This window comes from Plantactinospora siamensis (assembly GCF_042434095.1).
GTDB lineage: Bacteria > Actinomycetota > Actinomycetes > Mycobacteriales > Micromonosporaceae > KBS50.
The window spans coordinates 43,706-58,727 of the sequence record NZ_JBHLUE010000036.1 but is presented as its reverse complement, the minus strand read 5'-3'; the positions used below and the strand labels follow the sequence as shown (position 1 = coordinate 58,727).

Here is a 15,022-nt window from a genome sequence, read left to right as displayed (position 1 = left end):
TCCCCGGCCGTGCCGTCCCCGGCCGTGCCGTCCCCGGCCGTGCCGTCCCCGGCCGTGCCGTCCTCGGCCGTGCCGTCGCCGGTCGCGTCGTCGTCGGCCGCCGCGGCGGACCGGGGCGCCGGCGGCCGGCCGGCGGTGCCGCCCATGGTGATGAGTTCGACGACGCGGCCCTGGCTGACCTCGGCGGCCGGCACCTGCGCGGCCATCCGGCCCAGGTGCAGCACCGCGATGTCGTCCGCCACCTCGAACACGTCGTTGAGGTTGTGGCTGATCAGGATGACCGCCAGCCCGTTGTCGGCGAGCCGACGGACCAGCCGGAGCACCTGCTCGGTCTGCGCCACCCCGAGCGCCGCGGTCGGCTCGTCGAGGATCACCAGCCGGGAGTTCCAGAGCACCGCCCGGGCGATGGCCACGGTCTGCCGCTGACCACCGGAGAGGCTGGCCACCAGCTGCCGCATCGAGACGACCGTGCGGACCGACAGGCTGTCCAGGGTCTGGCTGGCCCGCTGCTCCATGGCGGCCTCGTTCAGCACGCCGCCGCTGGTCAGCTCGCGGCCGAGGAACATGTTGTGCACGATGTCGAGGTTGTCGCACAGCGCCAGGTCCTGGTAGACGACCTCGATGCCGAGCGCGTTGGCCTGCTTCGGCGAGGTGACGTGCACCTCCTGGCCGTCGTACAGGTACTGGCCGGAGTCGAAGGTGTGGATCCCGGCGAGGCCCTTGATCAGCGTGCTCTTGCCGGCGCCGTTGTCGCCCACCAGGGCGGTGACCCGGCCGGCACGGACGTCGAGGTCGACGTCCCGCAGCACGTGGACCGGGCCGAAGCTCTTGTTGATGCCGCGCAGCGTCAGTAGCGCTCGCGGCTCGCCGCTGGCGGCGTCCGCGGTAGGCGCGGCGGTGCCCGGTGTCGTCATGCTCACCTCGAAACAGGTTGTGGTGGCGGGCCTACGGACAGCCCGGCGCGCTCACCGGCCGGTGGTCCCGGGCGGGAGCCACCGGCCGGTGAGCGGCCGGGCGGAAGGGTTCAGGAGATGCCGTGCTGCGTGCAGGCCTGGGCGAACTCGCCGGTGCAGATGTCGCTGGCCTTCCAGTACCCGTCGGCGATGACGTCCTTGACGTTGTCGACGGTGATGGCCTGCGGGACCTGCAGGGCGGACGGCACATCCTTGCCCAGCACGGTGTCCTTGACCGTGGCGCTCGCCACGCTCGCGGCGTCCTGGCCCTTGATCAGGGCCTGCGACAGCTGGGCCGCGGCGTCGGCCTCCTTCTTGATCGCCTTGTAGACCGACATGCACTGGTCGCCGGCGAGGATCCGCTGCAGGCCCTCCTTGCTGGCGTCCTGCCCGGTCACCGGGACCTTGCCGTTGAGCTTGTTGGCCTTGAGTCGGGCGATGATGCCGCCGGCCATGGTGTCATTGGCCGAGACCACGCCGTCGATCTTGCCGCCGTTCTGCGTGAACAGCTGCTCGAAGGCGGTGCCCGCGATGTTGGCGTCCCACTTGCCGGTCTGGTCACCGACCAGCTTGTACTTGCCGCCGTCGATCAGCGGCTTGAGCGCCTCGACGTAGCCCTGCTTGAAGAGGGTGGCGTTGTTGTCGGTCGGGTCGCCGTTGATGTAGACGATGTTCGCGCTGGTCTTGCCGGCCTTGTCGAGGCAGCCCTTGAGCCCCTCGCCGATGAGCTTGCCGACCTGCACGTTGTCGAACGACACGTAGTACGACGCGCCGCCGCCGAGGGTCAGCCGGTCGTAGTCGATGGTCTTCACGCCAGCGGCCTGGGCCTTCTTGAGGCACGCCGAGCCGGTCTCGGAGTCGAGGTTGGTGATCAGCAGGACCTTGACGCCCGCGTTGATCATGCTCTCGCAGAGCGTGCCGAACTTCGCCTTGTCCCCGTTGGCGTTCTGGATGTCCGCCTGGATGCTCAACGCGTCGAACGCCTTCTTCAGCAGCGGCCGGTCGTTCGACTCCCACCGCGGGGAGGTGGTGGCGTCCGGCAGGATCACACCCACCTTGCCCGTGCCGCTCGAGCTGCCGCCGCCCGACGAGCCACCGTCGGAGTTGCCACACCCCACCAGGGCCACCGCGCTGGCCAACGCCACCGCCACGGCGCTGAGCTGTCTGATCCGCATCTCAAGTCCTCCACACGTCGGTGCAAAGGGGGCAGCCCGCCGACCGAAAATGGCGCTGCTGCGGGCCCGGGGCGGCGCACTCCGCTGTGGACCGTGCCGTGCCTCCTGTGTCGCTGGTCAAGGTATTTCGATCAAGACAGGTCTGGCTAGATGCGTTCGAGATACAGCTTGGTCACGATTGCGCATCTCTATCGCCCCAGCTGAGTGGAAACTGTTATCCGCCGATGCGCCGCATGCCCGTCCCCGCGACGGGGTAGGGGGACAGGCGTCGATCCGCGGCTCGCGCGGCGATCCGGCGGGGCTGCGCCCGCTGCCGTCGTGACCGCCGTGGTCAACGCCGACCACCAGGGAGACACGCATGCGAGCAGCCCGTACCCTCCTCGCCGCGGCGGCGGCCACCTCGCTGGCCGTACCGGTCGGCGCGTCGGCCGGTTGGGCGGCCGGGGACACCGCGGCCGGGAACACCGCGACCGGCCGGAGCGCGGCGGCCCGCGGGGACGCCCCCGGGGCGCCCGGCGCCGCGCCCAACTGGACCTCCGCGGACAAGAGCGGCTTCGGCACCGCGTACGGCGCGAAGGAGAGCCCGGTGTGGTTCACCGTCGGCGCCCGGGGAGGCCTCACCGAGGTCTACTACCCGGACCTCGGCACGCCCAGCGGGCGCAGCCTCGACTTCGTGGTGTCCGACGGCCGCACGGCGGTGCGCGCCGGGGAGGCCGGCGCCGGACACACCGAGGCGATCGACGGCGCCGGCCTGACCTTCACGCACACCGACACCGCCGCCGGGAAGTGGCGGCTGACCACCCGGTACGTCACCGACCCCGCCCGCGCCTCGGTGCTGGTCGACGTGAGCTTCACCAGCCTGGACCGCCGCCCGCGGACGCTCTACACGGTGTACGACCCGGGGCTCACCAACGACGGCAGCGACGACACGGCCGCCAGCGCCGGCGGGGCGCTCACCGCGGCCGACGGCCACACGGCGAGCGTGCTGAGCGCCACCCCGCGGTTCACCGCCACCTCCTCCGGGTACGCGGGCGCCAGCGACGGTTGGACCGATCTGCGGGACGGCCGGATGGACTGGCGGTACGCCTCGGCGCGGACCCCCGGAAACGTCGTGCAGACCGCCCGCACGGCGGTGACCGGCGTCCGCGGCCGGCAGCACACGACGCTGGCCCTGTCGTTCGGCCCGGCCGTGGCGGCCGCCCGGTCCGCCGCCGGCGCCTCCCTGACCGGCGGCTTCCCCCGGGCCGCCCGGGCGTACGCCGACGGCTGGCAGCGGTACCTGCGCTCGCTGGACCCGGCGCCGGCGAGCCTGCGCGGCGACCCGCAGCGCCGGCTGTTCCGGGTGTCCGAGATGGTGCTGGCCGCGAGCGAGGACAAGACGCACCCGGGCGCCTTCATCGCCTCGCCGTCCATGCCCTGGTACTGGCGCGAGGAGGTGAAGTCCGGCCCGTACCACCTGGTCTGGTCCCGTGACCTCTACCAGATCGCGACCGGGCTGATCGCCGCGGGCGACGTGGCCGGCGCCCGGCGGGCGCTGAACTTCCTGTTCGACTCCCAGCAGCGGCCGGACGGTTCGTTCCCGCAGAACACCGACGTGGCCGGCGTGCCGGTCTGGGACAACCTGCAGCTCGACGAGGTGGCCCTGCCGATCGTGCTGGCCGCCCAGCTGCGCCGCACCGACCCGGGGACCTGGTCGCACGTCAAGCGGGCCGCGGACTTCCTCATCGGGTTCAGCCGGGACGGGCACACCGCCCCGTGGACCCCGCAGGAGCGCTGGGAGAACCAGAGCGGCTACTCGCCGAACACGATCGCCGCGGAGATCGCCGGCCTGGTCTGCGCCGCCGGCATCGCCCGGGCCAACGGCGACGGGGCCTCGGCCGACCGCTACCTGGCCACCGCGGACGACTGGCAGTCCAAGGTGGACTCGTGGACCGTGACCAGCACGGGTCCGTACGATCCGAAGCCGTACTACCTGCGGCTGAGCAAGGACGGCGACCCGAACGCGGCCACCACGTACGCGGTGGGCGACTCCGGACCGTCCGCGGTCGACCAGCGTGCGGTGGTGGACCCCAGCTTCCTCGACCTGGTCCGGCTCGGCGTGCAGCCCGCCGACCACCCGGCGATCCGGAACACGCTGGCCGTGGTCGACCGGCAGCTCGGCTACACCACCGCGGGCGGGCGGTACTGGCACCGCGCCTCGTTCGACGGCTACGGCGAGACGCTCACGGGCGCGGACTGGAACTTCAACTTCCCGGCGGACAGCCGGGCCACCCGCGGTCGCGGATGGCCGCTGCTGAACGGCGAGCGCGGCGAATACGACCTCGCGGCCGGCAACGGGGCGGGCGCCGGTCGGGAGCTGGCGGCCATGGCCAACACGGCCAGCCCCAGCCTCATGCTGCCCGAGCAGGTGTGGGACGACCAGCCGCCGTCCGGGCAGCCCGGGTACCGCCCGGGCACGGGCACCCGGTCGGCGACCCCGCTGATCTGGACGCACGCCCAGTACGTGCGGCTCGCGGTGGATCTGGCCGCGGGTCGGGTCGTCGAGCAGCCCGCCGAGGTGGCGGCCCGCTACCGGTGACAGCGCCGCGCCCCCTGCCGCCGCCTCGGGTACGGCAGGGGGCGCGCCGCCGCCGCGGCGGCGGCGGGACAATGGCGGCATGGCCTGGGGCATCAGCGCGGTTCGCTTCCTGGTGGACTATCTCCTCGTCGCGGGCGGCGCGGCGCTGGTCGCCCTGCTGCCGCGCTGGCTGGTCGGCGCCCGTACCGGGGACCCGGGCCGGGCCTGGTGGAGCTGGCGTACCTCACCGACCGCGCGGGCCTGGCCTGCCACCTCGGGATCGCCGCGCTGCGCCGGGCCGGCGCGGTCCGCGCCGCGCCGCTGTCCACGCTCGTCGCGGACGGCCCGCCGCCGGCCCGATCGGCGCCCCTGGTACGCGCCCTGCACGCCGCCACCCGGTCGCCGGCCACCTGGAGCGCCGTCCGGAACGCCCCGGCGGTGGTCGCCGTGCTACGCCAACTGGTGTCCCGGCTGCACCGCGACGGATGGCTGCTGAGCCGCCGCCAGCGACGGGCGATCCGGCTGGCCGTCGTGCCGCTGTACCTCGTACCCGCGCTCGTGCCGATCCGGCTGGTGGCCGGCGGCGGCCGGACGGGTGGACCGGCAGCGGTGGTCGGCCTGCTCTTCGCCGGCGCGGCGACCCTGCTGACCGCCTGGCGGCTGTCCGAGATCCCCGAGGTGGGCCGGGCGGGACGGCGGCTGCTCCGCCGGGAACGGCGGGAGCACGCGGAGCTGGCGCCCGGCCGCCGCCCCCGGTACGGCGAACGGCCCGCCGGCGACCTGCTGCGCGCGATGGCGCTGTTTGGACCGCGACCGCTGCTGACGCTGGATCCGGCCTTCGCCGGCCTGGTGGGCATCCAGGAGGTGACGCTGACGCCGTTCCCCGGCGACGTGCGCCCCGCGCCGGAGGGTCGCGACGCCACCCGCGCCGGCGGATCACGTCTGGTGGCCGCCCTCAGCGGCCGGGACCCGGCGGCCAGGATCCGCCGAACCCGGTGACCGGGTCGGCGAAGCCGGCGACCGGGGTGCCGAAGCCGGCGACCGGGGCGCCGAACCTGGTGACCGCCGCGGCCCGGGCCGGACCGGCGGTGGTGGTGGTGGTGGGTACGCCGGCCGCCAGCGCCAGCGCGCCCCTGACCACGGCCTGCACCCGCGGCACCGTCGCTGCCTCGTCGATGGCCGCTGCGGGGTCGCTGAGCAGCACCGCCGCCACGAAGGTCCGCCCGTCGACGGTCCGGGCCAGATAGTTCATCGTCAGCACGCCCGGCTCGGAACCGCCCTTGTACCAGGTGGTGGACCAGCCGGCCGGATCGAGCCAGATGCCGGAGTCGTTCGCGGACAGCGCCTCGCCCACCGGCTCCAGTCCGGCCGTGCGGGCCTGCCGGTCGAGGCCGGCGAAGACGCGGCACAGGTCGGCGGCCGAGGCGAACCACTCGGCCGCGTCGATGCCGCGCGGTGCGGTCCAGTCGCTCGCGTCCGAGAGCGCCGGCAGCGGCAACCGGTCGACGACCGTGTCGAGCAGGACCCGGCGGGCCGGGCGGGGCAGCGCCGCGTACGCGTTCAGCAGCGCCGGATAGCGGGTCAGCTTGAGCTGGAACAGTTCCCGCGTGGTGAGGAACGGAGCGTTCCGCCCGGGATTCCGGGTCCCGAACCGGACCTGCTGCGCCGTGACGGTCGACCGGCCGAGCCGGTGGATGAGGTGGTCGGCCGCGGTGTTGTCGCTGATCGCGATCATCAGGTTCGCGTAGTCGCGCAGCGGCAGCGACGTGCCGGCGGGCACATCCTGCAACACCCCGCTGGGCAGGCTTTTCCAGTCGTCCCGGAGGGCCAGCTGCTCGTCCCAGCCGGCCCGTCCGGCCGCGATCTCGTGCGCCAACGCGGCCAGCACGTACAGCTTGAACGCCGAGCCCAGCGGCCGGGCCAGGTCGGCGTTCACCCCGTGCACCGGACGGCAGCGACCATCCCGGTCGTCCACCCGGCTCACCTGCATCGACACCCGCGGCGCAAGCTCGCTCAGCGACCGGTCCAGCTCCGCCCACGATGCCGGCCCCGGCAGGTACGGGAGGATGGACAGCGCGCTCAGCAGCCCGTCCGGCGTCACTGCCAGGCCCAGCTCCCAGGTGCCGACGTCGCTGACCACGAGCGCCCGCGCCGCGGTTTCCGACCCGGCCTCGTAGCGCAGCAGACGCAGCCCGGTGCCGCCGGAGATCATCTCAAGGTACCGGTTGACCGCGTCGACGCCGCCGGCCTGCTCCAGCACCGCCGGGTCAAGGTGCGCGACGATCTCGGCGGCCGGTGCGGGCAGCCGGTGCGACACGTCCAGCAGCCAGCTCAGCTGGCGGCCCACGACGGTGTCCGGCGGCGTCACCGCGCCCGGGGCGGTCTCCGGGGGCGCCACCGCGTCCGGGGAGCGCGGCGGTGCGGCGCCCGCGGCCACCGCGGGGGACAGGACCAGGGACAACACCAGCAGCGGTACGAGCTGCCACCTGCGCATGCCGCCATGCTCGCCGGTCGAACACTGAACGTCAATGCCGGGATACCGACCGTACCCGGCCGCGGCCGTGCGGACCGGCTGGCATAGTTCGCGGTGAAAGGGGGCGGCGTTGACGGAGCTGATGGGACGGGTGGCGCAGGCGTTCGAGCTGATCGGCGTGGCCGTGCTCGTGGTGGGTCTGCTGTGGTCGGCGCTGCTCGCCGCCCGGGCCTGGCGGGCCCGCGGGGGCCGGGCCGGCTACCTGGCGCTGCGCGAGATCTTCGGCGGCGTGTTGCTGCTCGGCCTGGAGATCCTCGTGGCGGCCGACCTGATCCGGACGGTGGCCGTCTCGCCCACCCTGCAGAACGTCGCCGGGTTGGGCCTGATCGTGCTGATCCGCACCTTCCTCAGCTTTTCCCTGCAGGTCGAGATCGACGGGGTGGCGCCCTGGCGCCGCGCCCTGACCACCGGGCCCGAGGCGGTGGCCCGGGCGGCCCGCGCACACCGCGGCGATCAACCCGCCGGCTGAGCCACCGGCCGGCCCGCCGGCTGAGGCTCGCGGCCGGCCCGCCGGCTGAGGCTCGCGGCCGGCCCGCCGGCTGAGGCTCGCGGCCGGCCCGCCGGCTGAGGCCCGCCGCCGGCCCGCGGGGTAGAGACCGGTCGCGTAACCGCTCCGCGACGGGGTATGTCGATCTTATGCGACTACGACGTCCCCCCTACGGCTCCGGGTATCCGCAGGGCTACGGATACCCCCAGCCGGGCAACTACGGGTACCGGCGAGGTTACGGCGGCGGTGGCAACTCCTGCCTGCGCGACGCCTGCCTCATCGAGTCGGGCTGCTGCGTGGCCGAGGCGTTGGACGGCAACTGCCTGATGACCTCGATGCTGTTGCTGCCGGCGCTGGCCGGCGCCGCACTGCGCGGCATGCGGGCCGAAACCGGCGGTACGCCGGCCGGTGCGGCCGGTACGCGGGCCGGCGCCGGCGGGGGAGTGATCGGGGCCGTCCGGTTCTACCAGCGGAACATCAGCTCCCGGCGGCCCGCCGTGTGCCGGTTCAGCCCGAGCTGCTCGGAGTACACCGCCCAGGCCGTCGAGCGGCACGGCGCGCTGCGCGGCCTGCGGCTGGGCGCGGCCCGGTTGCTGCGGTGCCGGCCGGGCGGGGCGCGCGGTCTCGATCCGGTGCCGGCCGCGGCCTGATCCGCGCGACGTTCCGCCCCGCCCTCGGCCGGCCGACCGGCCCCTAGCCGACCGGCCCTCGGCCGACCGGGCGCCGGCGTCTCCGGCCGGGGCGTCAGCGTGGCTGCGCGCCGCCCTGGCGGGGCGGGGCGCCGGCTGTCCGCCCTGGCCGGCCGGGGCGTCAGCGTCGTTGCCCGCCGCCGGCGTAGCGGGGGGCGGACAGGAGTAGCGGGGGCGCCCGGACCAGCCGGGCACCCCCGCGACATTCGCTCCAACCAGCGGCGGACGCCCGCCGTCAGCTCACCCCGGTGAGCGCCTTGATGGCGTTGATGCCGAAGTAGAGCAGGAACGCGGCCGAGACCGCCCACATCAGCGGGTGGACCTCCCGGGCCCGGCCCTGGACCAGGCGGATCAGCACCCAGCTCAGGAAGCCGGCGCCGATGCCGTTGGTGATCGAGTACGTGAACGGCATGAGCACCATGGTGAGGAACGCCGGGACCGCCACCCCGACATCGGTGAAGTCGATGTCCCGCACCTGGCGGATCATCAGGGCGCCCACGATGACCAGCGCCGGGGCGGCGGCCTCGCTCGGCACCAGCGACACCAGCGGCGTGAGCAGCAGCGCCGCCAGGAAGAGCACGCCGGTGACCACGCTGGTGAGGCCGGTCCGGCCGCCCTCGGCGATGCCCGAGGAGGACTCGACGTAGGTGGTGGCCGACGAGGCGCTGGCCGCGCCGCCGGCCGCCGCGGCCACGCCGTCGACGAACAGCACCTGCCCCAGCCGGGGGATGTCGCCCTCCGGCGTGACCAGGCCGGCCTGCCGGGACAGCCCGACGGTGGTTCCCATCACGTCGAAGAAGTCGGCCAGCACCAGCGTGAAGATCAGCAGCAGCGCGGTCATCACCCCGACGTTCGCGAACGCGCCGAACGACACGTTGCCCAGCAGGTGCAGGTCGGGCGCCTTGAACAGCGGATCGGGCAGCGTCGGGACGTTGAGCTGCCAACCGGTCGGGTTGGGTTTGCCGTCCACGAACGCCGGGCCGGGCTTCACCACCCGGTCCACGATCACCGCGACGACGGTGGTCGCCAGGATGCCGAGCAGGATGCCGCCGCGCACCCGCCGAGCCACCAGGACGGCGGTGAGCAGCAGCCCGATGATGAAGACGATCGTGGTCCAGCCGCGCAGGGTGCCGTCGGCGCCCAGCTGCACCGGGACGGTCGTACCGGCCGCGTCCGGCACCCGGCGGACCAGGCCGCCGTCGACCAGGCCGATGATCGCGATGAACAGGCCGATGCCGGCGGCGATCGCGGCCTTCAACTCCCCGGGGATGGCCCGGAAGACGGCCTGGCGGAAGCCGGTGATCACGAGTATGGCGATGATCACACCCTCGATGACCACCAGGCCCATGGCCTGGGCCCAGGTCATCCGGGAGGCCACGCTGTACGCCACGAACGCGTTCAGGCCCAAGCCGGTGGCCACGGCGAACGGCACCCGACCGACCACGCCCATCAGGATTGTCATGACGGCGGCGACCAGGGCGGTCACCCCGGCCACCGGGGCGATGCCGAGGATCTTGCCGCCCTGGTCGGGCGCGGTCCCGATGATCAGTGGGTTGAGGACGACGATGTAGGCCATCGTCGCGAAGGTGGTGACACCGGCCACGATCTCCCGCTTGACCGTGGAGCCGCGCCGGGTGATCTCGAAGAACCGGTCGAGGGCGGTGCTGCCGTCGGCCGGGTCGGGGCCGGCGGCGGGGGAGGCGGCGTCCGCTGTGGTGACGCTCATGCCGGCACTCCGCTTCGCTGCACGCGGTCAGTGCGCTCGCTCATGGCGTGGCTTGCTCCGTTCCGGGTTGGCCCACCGGCGTACCGGTCGGGCGGTGCCAAGGGGGTGGCCCGTCCCGATTCGGTTGGCCCGGAGAACGTCGGGACGGGTGCGCCGGGCGGATGTGCCCGACGCCTGCGGGCGCCACCGGTCCGGCGACGCCCACCGGGCAAGCCTACCGGTCGGTACCGCCGGGCCGACCTGCCCGTACGGGTTCGGCCGCCGGTGATGTCGGCAACTTCCGCCCGGCACCCCGGCCGCGCCCGGGTCCGCCACCACGGGCCCCCGGCCCGGCGCCAGCCCCCGGCACCGGCGGCACCCGGCACCGCCAACCCCCGGCACCGCCAACCCCCGGCACCGCCAGCACCCGGCACCGCCAGCACCCGGCACCGCCAGCACCCGGCACCGCCAGCACCCGGCACCGGCGGCACCCGGTCGCGCCCGGCGTGGTCAGCGCACCTCGGCGTCCTTGCGCACGTGATCGCGGAGTCGATCGAGGCAGGACTCCCAGCCATCGATGTGGTTCTGCCGGTCGGTGTCGTCGGTGAAGCCCTCGTGGCAGATCGACACCTCGGTGCCGAGATCGACCGTGCGGAACCGGACGGTGACGAGGGTCTGCGCCGGATCGCCGTCCCACTGCCAGCTGAAGACCAGCCGCTCGGGCCGGTCGACCTCGCGGTAGACCCCGGACACGGCGATGCCACCGCCGGGTCCGGCGATCCGGAACCGGCCGTCGGGCCGGGGATCGAGTTCGGCCGCGGTGTCGAACCGTGGCGGCCAGAACCAGTCGGTCAGCACCTCCGCATCGGTCCAGGCGGACCAGACGCGGTCGCGGGGAGCGGGGATGGGCATGCCGAGGGTGAATTCCAGCATCGGTCCTCCCGGTTTCCGGTGCGGGCGTCAACGCCGACGCCCGCGCCGATGAACCGAACCTATCCCGCGGAACCGACAATGTCCTCCCCGGCAGCATCGTTTGGGACGATCAGGTCCACCGGAAGCGGGACCGGACGCTTGGCCACCCGGTCGTCGCCGGAGGATCGGCCGTGCACATGCCGGAGCAGCCAGGGCGCCAGGTGCCGGCGGGTCCACGCCAGCTCGGCGCGGACCACCTCGGCCCGACGCCGCCGGGGCGCCGGCTCCAGCGGCCGGGACCAGCCGTCGTCCGCGCCGGGCAGCCCCGCGGTGTACGCGAGCGCCGCGGCGATCCGCTCGTGGCCGGGGGTGTTCGCGTGCAACCGGTCGTCGCTCCACAGCCGGGGATCCGAGGCCACCGGGTACGCGCCGAGGTCCAGCAGGGTGGCGCCGGTCCGCGCGGTGGCCCGGCGCAGCTCCTCGTTGAGCGCCACGACCCGGCCGCGCAGCGGGCGGGCGATCGGCATCACCGGCGCCGGGTCGGGCAGCGTGAACGTCAGCACGGTGGCGCCCTGATCAACCAGGGCCCGCTGCATGGCCTCGACCTCGGCGCCGACCTCTCGGGCGTCGAATGAGGGCCGCAGCACGTCGTTCATCCCGGCCACCACGGTGGCCAGGTCGGGGGCGAGCTCGAGAGCCGCGGGCAACTGCTCGGCCCGGATCCGCCGGGCGGTGCGGCCCCGGATCGCCAGGTTCGCGTACTCGAGCCCGCCCTGGGCGCGGGCGACCGCGAGCGCGAACCGGTCGGCCCAGCCCCGGTAACCGCCGGCGCCGTCCGGGTCGTCGAGCCCCTCGGTCGTGCTGTCGCCGATGGCGACGTACCGCTGCCACATCATTCCCCGAGCGTAGGCGCAGGCCAGGGGGCGCCCGCCCGCCACCCCGAGGATCGCGCCGGTGCCGGCGTGTCGACCGACACGGCCATAATGGACCGATGGTGAAGTGGGAATATGGCCTCCTCGTCCGCCGCCGGCAGGCCGAGGGCCAGGCTTGGGGCCTCTATTACTACTGGTACGGGCCGGACGGCTCCAGAGTGGATGTGACCGCGTACGGCGACACCGCGATCGCGCACCTCAACCGGGTCGGGGCGGACGGCTGGGAGCTGGTCTCCGCGGCCGAGGACGTGAACAACCTCCAGGGCACCACCGAGGTCTTCCGCTATCACCTGAAGCGGCCGATCCGGGTGTCCTGAGGACGCGCCGACCCGTCACCCCCCGGAAAGCGACATGTCGGGCACGGCGCCCGCCTAGCATGACCTCGGTGGGCGCCGCTGCGCGCACAGCGAAGACACAGCCTTTCTCCGGCCACGTGTCAGCCCGACGAAGGAGCATGGCCAGCGACGGCGGAGCGGCGAACAGGGACGGTGAGCGGTGGCGTTGACCGGCGTACCTCTGCTGGCGATGGTCGCCGTCCTCACCGCGGCCGTGATCGCCGCCACCGTCCTCGGCTGGCGGCGGGGGAACCGGCCGCGCCGGGTCCTGACCCGGGCCGTGGGCGTCCTGCTGGCCGAGTCGCTCGTGTTGTTGACCATCGGCCTGGCGGTCAACCGGTCGGAGGGCTTCTATCCCAGCTGGCACGATCTGCTGCATCCGGGCGGACCCAGCGAACCCGTCCTGACCAGCCGGGCCGGCGCGCTGGACGGCTGGCTGCGGGACCACGTCGGCAACCTCGCGACCGGTGCGGCCAGCTTCCCCTGGCGGCCGGCCGGCTGGGCGGACTGGCGCCTGGGCGGGCCGCCGACGCTGGTGGTGCCCGCCGGCTATCTGGATCACCCGAGCTGGAGCTACCCGGTGGTGCTGGTGCTGTCCGATTCCGCCGGCGGCTGGTCGGAGGCCGACGCGGCCGCCGCGGCGCTGGCCGTGGAGGATCCGCGCCCCGCCCCGAGCGGCGCTCGGGGCGCCACCCCGGCCACCCCGGCCGGCGCGGCGGTTGCCGGTGACGCGGCCGTCTTCGTGCTGGCCCGGGTCGAGCCGGCCACGACGCCGGCCGCGCTGACCCGGTCGATGCCGGCGAGCCTGAGCCAGGATCTGCGGGTCTCCGGGCACGGCTGGGCCCTGGTCGGTTCCGCTGGCGCCCAGACCCTGGCCCGGCGGGCCGTCGCCACCGACCCGGCCCGGTACGGCGCCCTCGCCGTCCTGTGGCCGGTGCCGCCGGATTCGGGTCGGCAGCTGCCGGCGGGCTCGACGTCGGGGCCGGCCGGAGACCCGTCCGGGCGCCCGACGCTGCCGGTCGGCGTGCCGGTCGCCGCGTTCGGCACCGAGCCGCACACCGTGTCGCCGGTCGCCGGCGTGCCTGCCGAGCTGCGCCGGGCTCTGCTCTGGGCCGTCCGGCAGACACCGCCGCCGATGGCCGCTCCCGCGCCGTTGATCCCGCCGCCGAACCCTCGGCACGCGCCGGGCAGGCACCGTCACGGTCGGCCGGCGCCGAGCGGGGCGCCGAGCGGCTCACCGCCGGCCGTCCCGGCCCCCGCCACCCGGGCCCGGCTCGTCGGGAGGAACGGCCATGGCGCCTGACAGCGCGGGCGCCGAACTGGTCGCTGCCGGGCTCGCCGTCGCGGCGGTCGTGGCGCTGGCCCTGACCTGGGACACGGGCCGCGGGTGGCGGCGTGCCGCGCTGCGGTCGGTGGCCCTGCTGCTGTGCCTGGCCACGACCTCGGCCACCGCGCTGCTCTGGCTGAACCGGCAGGTGGAGACGTACCCGACCTGGTCGGATCTGTTCGGCGGCGGTGGGGATGTCGCCGCCACCCACGCGGCGATCACGCCGGTCGGCGCGCCTTCCGGGCGACGGGCCGGGCGCGTGGTGCGGCTCACGGTGGCCGGCCGGACCAGTCATCTGACCATGCCGGTCTACGCGTACCTGCCGGCGGACTACGGTCGGCGCCCCGCCGAGCGGTATCCGGTGATCGAGGCCCTGCACGGCTTCCCCGGCTCGCCCATGTCCTGGCTGCGCCGGCTCGGGGTGAGCACCATGCTGGACCGGGAGATCGCCGCCGGTCGGATGGCGCCGACGGTCGTCCTGTTTCCGTACATCACCCCGGACCCGGCCCGGGACACCGAGTGCACCAACCTGGTGCACGGCCCGGCGGCCGAGACCTTCCTGACCGTCGACGTGCCGTCGGCCGTCGAGTCCCAGCTGCGGGTGCGGCAGGACCGGGCCGGCTGGGGGCTGATCGGATACTCGGCCGGTGGCTTCTGCGCGACGAACCTGGTGCTGCGCCACCCGACCCGCTATGCCGCCGGCGCGAGCCTGTCGGGCTACTCCGACCCGGGGATAGTGGTGGGGGACGGCAGCGAGCACACCTTCAACAACGATGACTGGCGGCTGCGTCACCTGCCGGTGCCGGCGGTGGCGCTCTACCTTGCCTGTGCCCGCTCCGACCCGACGGCCATGCGCGACACCGCGGCCCTGGCCGGGCTGGTGCGCGCGCCGGCCACGGTGACCACCGAGTACGTGGACACCGGCGGCCACAACGGGCCAACCTGGGAGGCGATGGAACCCCCGGCCTTCGACTGGCTCTCCGGCTGGTTGGGTCGCCCCGAGGGCTGATCCGCCCCGACAGCACACCGGACGGAGTCGGGGGCCGAGGAGCGTCGGGGATCCGGGTCGGCGCCGCCGCACCGGGGGGTGGGGGGATGCGGCGGCGCCGTGCTCAGGGGGTGCGGGCGGTGCGGAAGCACCGGCCCGCGGGTGGGACGGTCAGCGGCCGTCCAGCACCGGGTCGCGCTCGGCCCGCCGGGCCAGGTAGAGCGCCGTGACGGTGTCCACGGCCGTGCCGCGGGACGTCGTCGGCCGGTATCTCACCGTCGCGGCCCGGGTCGAGCAGGACTCGACCACGCCGGCGCACCAGGCGCTGCCGCGGTGCACCCAGACCCGGTCGGCCGGGCGGTAGCTGTCGGTGGGGGGCAGGTTGACGGTGTCGCGCTGCGCGGGTTCGAGCGTGGGCACGGACAAGGA

Annotated in this window: 13 protein-coding genes and 1 pseudogene; 7 read left to right on the top strand and 7 right to left on the bottom strand. The window is 74.5% G+C overall.

Annotation, left to right across the window (positions count from 1 at the left end; genetic code table 11):
* Nucleotides 1-20: 20 nt before the first annotated feature.
* Together ACFFHU_RS31225 and ACFFHU_RS31220 are read right to left on the bottom strand one after the other, a co-directional pair.
* Nucleotides 21-914, bottom strand: a pseudogene (locus tag ACFFHU_RS31225) (ATP-binding cassette domain-containing protein); the annotation flags it as partial.
* A gap of 110 nt (nucleotides 915-1,024) precedes the next feature.
* Nucleotides 1,025-2,128: a sugar ABC transporter substrate-binding protein gene (locus ACFFHU_RS31220; protein ID WP_377344142.1), complete on the bottom strand. Its 1,104-nt coding sequence runs from the start codon at nucleotides 2,126-2,128 to the stop codon at nucleotides 1,025-1,027.
* A 358-nt stretch (nucleotides 2,129-2,486) separates the two neighbouring features.
* Between ACFFHU_RS31220 and ACFFHU_RS31215 the strand changes: the two genes are divergently transcribed.
* The gene (locus ACFFHU_RS31215; protein ID WP_377344141.1) at nucleotides 2,487-4,706 is read left to right on the top strand and encodes a glycoside hydrolase family 15 protein; all 2,220 of its coding nucleotides are present in this window, start codon (nucleotides 2,487-2,489) and stop codon (nucleotides 4,704-4,706) included.
* A gap of 207 nt (nucleotides 4,707-4,913) precedes the next feature.
* Nucleotides 4,914-5,684, top strand: a complete 771-nt coding sequence (locus ACFFHU_RS31210) for a TIGR04222 domain-containing membrane protein (protein WP_377344140.1) — start codon at nucleotides 4,914-4,916, stop codon at nucleotides 5,682-5,684.
* Here ACFFHU_RS31210 and ACFFHU_RS31205 read toward each other — a convergent pair.
* Nucleotides 5,641-7,179, bottom strand: coding sequence for a serine hydrolase (locus ACFFHU_RS31205; RefSeq protein WP_377344139.1), 1,539 nt, complete (start codon nucleotides 7,177-7,179; stop codon nucleotides 5,641-5,643). The two genes, ACFFHU_RS31210 and ACFFHU_RS31205, sit on opposite strands and share 44 nt — an antisense overlap.
* Before the next feature lie 109 nt (nucleotides 7,180-7,288).
* Here ACFFHU_RS31205 and ACFFHU_RS31200 point away from each other — a divergent pair, with 109 nt between their 5' ends.
* Both ACFFHU_RS31200 and yidD read left to right on the top strand, forming a co-directional pair.
* A complete protein-coding gene (locus ACFFHU_RS31200) occupies nucleotides 7,289-7,687 on the top strand; it encodes a DUF1622 domain-containing protein (protein WP_377344138.1) in 399 nt (132 codons plus the stop codon).
* A 167-nt stretch (nucleotides 7,688-7,854) separates the two neighbouring features.
* Nucleotides 7,855-8,355 carry a membrane protein insertion efficiency factor YidD gene (gene yidD / locus ACFFHU_RS31195; RefSeq protein WP_377344137.1) on the top strand — a complete coding sequence of 167 codons (501 nt, stop codon included), beginning with the start codon at nucleotides 7,855-7,857 and terminating at the stop codon, nucleotides 8,353-8,355.
* 274 nt (nucleotides 8,356-8,629) lie between these two features.
* On the opposite strand, the gene ACFFHU_RS31190 is transcribed toward yidD, so the two are convergent.
* The 3 genes from ACFFHU_RS31190 to ACFFHU_RS31180 all read right to left on the bottom strand — a co-directional run bounded on the left by ACFFHU_RS31190 (nucleotide 8,630) and on the right by ACFFHU_RS31180 (nucleotide 11,907).
* Nucleotides 8,630-10,120: an NCS2 family permease gene (locus tag ACFFHU_RS31190; protein ID WP_377344136.1), complete on the bottom strand. Its 1,491-nt coding sequence runs from the start codon at nucleotides 10,118-10,120 to the stop codon at nucleotides 8,630-8,632.
* Nucleotides 10,121-10,609: 489 nt separating this feature from the next.
* Complete coding sequence (locus ACFFHU_RS31185; protein ID WP_377344135.1) at nucleotides 10,610-11,032, bottom strand: SRPBCC family protein; 423 nt, start codon at nucleotides 11,030-11,032, stop codon at nucleotides 10,610-10,612.
* A 59-nt stretch (nucleotides 11,033-11,091) separates the two neighbouring features.
* Nucleotides 11,092-11,907, bottom strand: coding sequence for an SGNH/GDSL hydrolase family protein (locus tag ACFFHU_RS31180; RefSeq protein WP_377344134.1), 816 nt, complete (start codon nucleotides 11,905-11,907; stop codon nucleotides 11,092-11,094).
* Between the two features lie 95 nt (nucleotides 11,908-12,002).
* On the opposite strand from ACFFHU_RS31180, the gene ACFFHU_RS31175 reads away from it, so the two are divergent.
* The 3 genes from ACFFHU_RS31175 (at nucleotide 12,003) to ACFFHU_RS31165 (ending at nucleotide 14,614) form a co-directional block, all read left to right on the top strand.
* Nucleotides 12,003-12,260, top strand: a complete 258-nt coding sequence (locus tag ACFFHU_RS31175; RefSeq protein ID WP_377344133.1) for a hypothetical protein — start codon at nucleotides 12,003-12,005, stop codon at nucleotides 12,258-12,260.
* Nucleotides 12,261-12,444: 184 nt separating this feature from the next.
* Nucleotides 12,445-13,581, top strand: coding sequence for a hypothetical protein (locus ACFFHU_RS31170; protein ID WP_377344132.1), 1,137 nt, complete (start codon nucleotides 12,445-12,447; stop codon nucleotides 13,579-13,581).
* Nucleotides 13,571-14,614, top strand: a complete 1,044-nt coding sequence (locus ACFFHU_RS31165) for an alpha/beta hydrolase (protein WP_377344131.1) — start codon at nucleotides 13,571-13,573, stop codon at nucleotides 14,612-14,614. Before ACFFHU_RS31170 ends, ACFFHU_RS31165 begins: the two co-directional genes overlap by 11 nt.
* Nucleotides 14,615-14,764: 150 nt before the next feature.
* Here ACFFHU_RS31165 and ACFFHU_RS31160 read toward each other — a convergent pair whose 3' ends face one another.
* Complete coding sequence (locus tag ACFFHU_RS31160; RefSeq protein WP_377344130.1) at nucleotides 14,765-15,019, bottom strand: hypothetical protein; 255 nt, start codon at nucleotides 15,017-15,019, stop codon at nucleotides 14,765-14,767.
* Between the last annotated feature and the right edge of the window lie 3 nt (nucleotides 15,020-15,022).